This window comes from Pontibacterium sp., assembly GCF_041587635.1.
GTDB lineage: Bacteria > Pseudomonadota > Gammaproteobacteria > Pseudomonadales > Balneatricaceae > Pontibacterium.
In genome coordinates this window covers 1-5,228 of record NZ_JBFGYC010000277.1, presented here as the reverse complement: position 1 = coordinate 5,228, position 5,228 = coordinate 1, and the positions used below count along the sequence as shown (strand labels likewise).

Below are 5,228 nucleotides of genomic sequence, written 5' to 3'. Positions count from 1 at the left end.
TGGGTTTCGATCTAAACATTAAGATTTCCCAAACATTTAACCGACGTATTAGCGCTAATAATGCGCAACAAGGCTTCTTCTGAAGGCAAGTCAGATCGCCCCCTGTTTTCAGAGGAAAGAGGGGCTGAATTTAACAGGCGCAAAGATGCCGGGCTGGGAGAACTCCCGCCCGACATTTCAAAAGCGTGCTTTCGAGAAAACCTGTTTGGAACTGAGCTATCAGATCGCAGTGAGAGCGATTAGATACCGCCCATGCAGATGTATTTCAGTTCCATGTAGTCGTCCATGCCGTGTCGGGAGCCTTCGCGACCGATACCTGACTCTTTAACACCGCCAAATGGTGCCAGTTCGTTGGAGATCATGCCTTCGTTCACACCGACCATGCCGTATTCCAGTTCTTCGGATACGCGCCAAACCCGGCCGATGTCACGGGTGTATACATAGGCGGCCAGTCCGTAAGGGGTGTTATTGGCGCGCTCAATCACTTCTTCTTCGTCTTCGAACTTAAAGACCGTTGAGATCGGGCCAAACAGTTCAGCCTGAGCGATCTCCATATCATCGCGAACGTTGGTCAGCAGTGTCGGCTGGTAGAAGCGATCACCTGCCGCGTCTTGCTGACCACCACTCTTCAGTTCGGCACCTTCTTCCAGTGCGCGGCGCACAAGGCCGTCGGTTTTTGCAACAGCGGCTTCATTGATCAGTGGACCAATATCGGTGGTGGCTTCAAGGCCGGATCCGATGGTGAACTTTTCTACTTCTTCCTGGAAGCGAGTGACAAACTGATCGTAGATACCCGCCTGAACGAAGATGCGGTTGGTGCAGATGCAGGTCTGGCCCGCATTTCGGTACTTTGATGCGATCGCACCCGCGACAGCCGGTTCCAGGTCTGCGTCATCAAACACGATAAATGGCGCGTTACCGCCAAGCTCCATAGACGCTTTCTTTACGGTTTTCGCCGCCAGTCCCAGAATGGTCTTGCCGACCGGTGTCGATCCAGTGAAAGAGACTTTTTTCACGATTGGATTGGTGCACAGCTCATGACCGATTTCGATTGGGTTAGCTGTTGTTACAACATTGATGACACCACAAGGGATGCCGGCTTCTTCTGCCAGCGCTGCGAGTGCCAATGCGCAAAGTGGAGTGTCTTCCGCGGGTTTGATCACAATCGTACAGCCAGCAGCAATTGCCGGAGCCGCTTTGCGGGCAATCATGGAGATAGGGAAATTCCATGGAGTGATGGCCGAGACCACGCCGATCGGTTGTTTAACCGTCAGTAAGCGGGTGCTGTTGGTGTTAGACGGGATGTTTTCGCCATAGGTTCGCTTGGCTTCTTCGCCAAACCACTCAAAGAAAGAGGCGCATGACAGTACTTCGCCTTTCGCTTCGCGCAGCGGTTTACCTTGTTCAACAGTTAACAGCTCAGCAAGCGCATCGGCGTTATCGGTAATCAGCTGGAACCAACGGTTGAGCAACGTTGCACGTTGTTTAGCTGTGGTTTTCTTCCAGCTTTTAAACGCAGCACTCGCCGCTTCAATGGCTTGTTTGGCTTCATTTACATCCAGATCAGGAACGGTTGCAATCTGAGCGCCCGTGGCTGGGTTGATCACTGGCATTGTTTTACCAGACTTGGCGGATGTCCACTGGCCATCGATGAAGGCGGCTTCACGCAAAACGTTTTCTAATTTCATTGTTGTTGGCCCTTAACTTTCTTACACTGGAAAGCATTGAATTCGCGATGCTTTCTGTGGATATTTATTTTTAGATAACAGAAATTAGCTCGCAATATATCAATCAAGTTATGGGTGTCGGGTTATGATTTATAAATGTTCAGTTTTAGAAGATAACGCATGAGTACGAACAATTATGCGCTTGGGCAGGTCAGTGATTTCGAAATTAAGCAGCTGCGGATATTTAAAGCCGTGGTCGATAATGGCGGGTTCTCCGCTGCCGAAACCGAACTGAATATTAGCCGTTCAACCATCAGCATCCATATCTCTAACTTAGAATCACGCTTAAATCTAACCCTGTGTCGTCGCGGAAGAGGAGGCTTTTCCCTGACCGATGAAGGGCGTGTTATCTATGATATGACCAATAAGTTATTAAGCTCACTGGATGAGTTTCGCGATACGGTCAACGAGATGAGTCAGAACCCTGCGGGAAATTTGCGCATCGTCGTGAGTGATGGGATGAGTCTTGATCCGCGCGCTAAATTTCCTGAAATGATCAGTCAGTTCTTCACTCAGGCCCCGGATATCTCATTACGAAGTGAAGTGTGCTCAATGGCTGAAATAGAGCGGATGTTGCTTAACGATGAGGCCGATGTAGGTTTGGCGCCTTATCATCGTCAACTGGATGGGTTGGAATACCTTCCGCTATATAGTGATGTCTGTCGCCTATATTGTGGTCCCACCAGTCCATTGTTTGATCTGGATGAGGCAGAGATTACCGATGAGGTGATTAATCAGTTCACGGCGATTCAACCGGGCCTGAAACCTCATGAAGAGGCGAACGAACAGCTGTCGTGTATGAGCCTGAAAGGTACAGCGTATTTCTATGAGACGCGGTTAGCCATGATTCTGTCCGGGAAATATATCGCATTTTTGCCGGAAGACTATGCAAAACCCTACGTCGATAATGCTCAGTTGAGGATGATTGCGGGTAAGAACCGTTTTTATACCTTGGGTATCGCTTCTATTGTAAAGAAACGCGCACAGCAGCCCAAAGCTGTTGAGATGTTTTCAGAGATAGTCTCCTCACTTCACCCTGAAACAACGTCTGATGAGGCTAATTAGGCTTGTGCGTTGGATGACTCGGTTCTGATATTAGACCACTACATACCCCTCTCTGAAGAGAGGGGTTAACAGGTCACCCTATCCGTAGGCTTCGTCCAGAATCTTACCTAATAGAGACATCGGTAAAAGCACGGGTTTATCGGTGACGTCCCGCACGCGTTGCCAATGTTCGCGGGTAAATGCCAGGCAGTCGAGGACGATAAGATTCGCGCCTTGTGACACCAAATCTCGTGTTACATCAGCCAGTTCATCCAGGCTGTGCTCGTGCGGTGAAATGATCGCACTGACCACTGGAACGTCAAGCGCGCCAGTGCTTGATCTCTTCGTCCTTGGTCACCGCATCGGGCTGTATAATGCCAAGGCAACCACCTTTGGGGAGAAGGGCGGTGGCGTTTGCTTCCAGAACTATCACCGGTGGCAGGTTGTGATCACGACCGGGACGGCGAGCGAAGATGTTGCCTATGCGTTCGATGCTCATGGTACAGCTGACGTTTTCGCACCATTGAATAAAGAGGTCCCGCCCGGCTTTATCCTCGTCGGTCAGCGCCTGACGGTTACAGCCGCCGTTGGCCGTAGCGCCGATCTTTGCCATGGCTTGCAATCGCATCCGGAGCCGCTCGCCGCTCGTCTCTACCGTCATCACGTCTGACTTTTTCATTGTTAATTGTCCTGTTTTTTGGGTCTAAAAATGGGTCGCTATGGCGACAGTCGCTCTATGTTCCAGCTATCGTTTTGGTCTCTCATATACTGGAATCTATCGTGTAATTGGCTGGCGCCACCTTGCCGGAACTCGATCTGCGAAAGATGTACCCGGGACCCACCCCAAAACTTAGGCAGTGGAACCTCAGTGTCGGTGAAGGAGCGCTTGAGCGCTTTGAACTTGTCTTCGAGCAACCGGCGGGATGAGATGACTTGCTTGGCTCGGATGCCCAGGCGCCTAGCTGACTGTTGCGTGGTCGCAGCAAAGTCGCAGCAAAAAATAACGCAGGGTTTCTGCACGAGAAAGCATGCTTGCCTGAGCTGAAATAATCACCTGCCGTTCTCGGCCTAGCCATTAAAACATCAGTGATACACGAGGGTTTCCCTTAATCTGCTGTGCTTTCCGGCTGTCCAGATTGGTGAAAAACACGAAACCCTGATCATCAAAGTGTTTCAACAGCACATTGGCAGAGAAGGTTGCCCGTTGGTATCAACAGTCGCGAGGCTCATGGCGTTGGGCTCGCCATCCGAATTTTTAACGAAAAAGCCTTGGTTTAGCGACTGGCGCTTTTTTGTATCTGCGATATTTGATAGGAAGGTGAGCCCCCCGTAGTGTCAACCTGAGCTGCGTAGGTGCGTGTAGCGAGATAACAGCGGAGATTTCGATACTGACGCAGAAAGGACGAAGTCCTATCCTTATCGCTGTCTATTTGCGTTATTGCGTTCTTGTATAGTGAAGTAGAAGAAGGTGGCGTGGCTTGATGAGTTGTCAGGTGAGATGACCCCCTTAGACGACATTGATGATACTTTCTCTCTCATACATGATCTGTAGCGGACAACGTGTGTGGTACCGCTTAAGGTTCATTGACCGCTGTTATTGTTCGGGTGCCAGGGCAGCAAACGGTCTGTTTCCTTCTTAACTACGGCGTAGCACTCACAGCAAAGCGCCTCAAGGTGTGGGCGGTCGAGCACGTTGATATGACCGCGGTGATATTCGATCACACCAAGTTTCTGCAACTTGCCTGCGGCATCGGTCACACCTTCACGACGGACTCCAAGCATGTTGGCAATCAGTTCTTGAGTCATGATCAATTGATTACCCGGCAGGCGGTCTAGTGATAGTAACAACCAGCGGCACAGTTGCTGGTCGATTGTATGGTGCCGATTGCACACGGCTGTCTGGGCCATCTGGGTGATCAAGGATTGCGTATATCTCAGTAGCAACAGCAACAAATCTCCGTGGCGGTCAAATTCCTCCTTGAGGCGAAGCGCCGAGAGCTGGAGGGCAGAACCGGCACTCTGAACCAGCGCGCGGCTGGGGGTACTCTCACCGCCCATAAATAAACTCACTCCAACCAAACCTTCATTACCCACCACCGAAATTTCTGCAGAGGCACCGTTTTCCATCACGTTGAGCAACGAAATGATGGAGTCTGTCGGGAAGAACACCTCCTGCTGAATCTCGCCTGCCTCGTATAACACTTTACCGAGTGGAAGAGTGATCGGTTTGAGGTAGGGAAATAGACGCTTCTGCACCTCGGCAGGTAATGACATCAATAAATGGTTTTGTTGTGCAGAGAAGTGCATTTTTCATACCTGAATATCTTTCAAAATTCATCGTCTTCAATAAGAAACGGCACATGTGTGCAGTACAGTTCCGAATGAGTCATCTGGCAAGTCCGTTCATCCTCAAATAGCTATTTATGTTCGATAGCGAACCGACTGTTTTCAGGAGGG

General features: G+C 50.2%; 7 protein-coding genes. 1 reads left to right on the top strand and 6 read right to left on the bottom strand.

The genetic code is table 11. The features are described 5' to 3' along the window. Positions 1-239 precede the first annotated feature (239 nt). Complete coding sequence (locus tag ABYW01_RS13365) at positions 240-1,688, bottom strand: NAD-dependent succinate-semialdehyde dehydrogenase (RefSeq protein WP_372833483.1); 1,449 nt, start codon at positions 1,686-1,688, stop codon at positions 240-242. 159 nt (positions 1,689-1,847) lie between these two features. Between ABYW01_RS13365 and ABYW01_RS13360 the strand changes: the two genes are divergently transcribed. Further along, positions 1,848-2,792 carry a LysR family transcriptional regulator gene (locus ABYW01_RS13360; protein ID WP_372833482.1) on the top strand — a complete coding sequence of 315 codons (945 nt, stop codon included), beginning with the start codon at positions 1,848-1,850 and terminating at the stop codon, positions 2,790-2,792. 78 nt (positions 2,793-2,870) lie between these two features. On the opposite strand, the gene ABYW01_RS13355 is transcribed toward ABYW01_RS13360, so the two are convergent. The 5 genes from ABYW01_RS13355 to ABYW01_RS13335 all read right to left on the bottom strand — a co-directional run bounded on the left by ABYW01_RS13355 (position 2,871) and on the right by ABYW01_RS13335 (position 5,078). Then, on the bottom strand, positions 2,871-3,083 hold the full coding sequence (locus tag ABYW01_RS13355; RefSeq protein ID WP_372833479.1) for an AroM family protein: 213 nt from the start codon (positions 3,081-3,083) through the stop codon (positions 2,871-2,873). A 7-nt stretch (positions 3,084-3,090) separates the two neighbouring features. Next, positions 3,091-3,399, bottom strand: coding sequence for a hypothetical protein (locus ABYW01_RS13350; protein ID WP_372833477.1), 309 nt, complete (start codon positions 3,397-3,399; stop codon positions 3,091-3,093). Positions 3,400-3,488: 89 nt separating this feature from the next. Then, positions 3,489-3,791 carry a pyridoxine 5'-phosphate oxidase C-terminal domain-containing protein gene (locus tag ABYW01_RS13345; protein WP_372833475.1) on the bottom strand — a complete coding sequence of 101 codons (303 nt, stop codon included), beginning with the start codon at positions 3,789-3,791 and terminating at the stop codon, positions 3,489-3,491. Between the two features lie 55 nt (positions 3,792-3,846). Further along, positions 3,847-3,954, bottom strand: a complete 108-nt coding sequence (locus ABYW01_RS13340) for a pyridoxamine 5'-phosphate oxidase family protein (RefSeq protein ID WP_372833473.1) — start codon at positions 3,952-3,954, stop codon at positions 3,847-3,849. Positions 3,955-4,352: 398 nt separating this feature from the next. Then, positions 4,353-5,078, bottom strand: a complete 726-nt coding sequence (locus tag ABYW01_RS13335) for a Crp/Fnr family transcriptional regulator (protein WP_372833471.1) — start codon at positions 5,076-5,078, stop codon at positions 4,353-4,355. Between the last annotated feature and the right edge of the window lie 150 nt (positions 5,079-5,228).

Coding starts and splice junctions, on each gene's coding strand:
- ABYW01_RS13365 (WP_372833483.1), bottom strand. CDS start 1,688: ATGAAATTAGAAAACGTTTTGCGTGAAGCCGCCTTCATCGATGGCCAG.
- ABYW01_RS13360 (WP_372833482.1), top strand. CDS start 1,848: ATGAGTACGAACAATTATGCGCTTGGGCAGGTCAGTGATTTCGAAATT.
- ABYW01_RS13350 (WP_372833477.1), bottom strand. CDS start 3,399: ATGCGATTGCAAGCCATGGCAAAGATCGGCGCTACGGCCAACGGCGGC.
- ABYW01_RS13335 (WP_372833471.1), bottom strand. CDS start 5,078: ATGCACTTCTCTGCACAACAAAACCATTTATTGATGTCATTACCTGCC.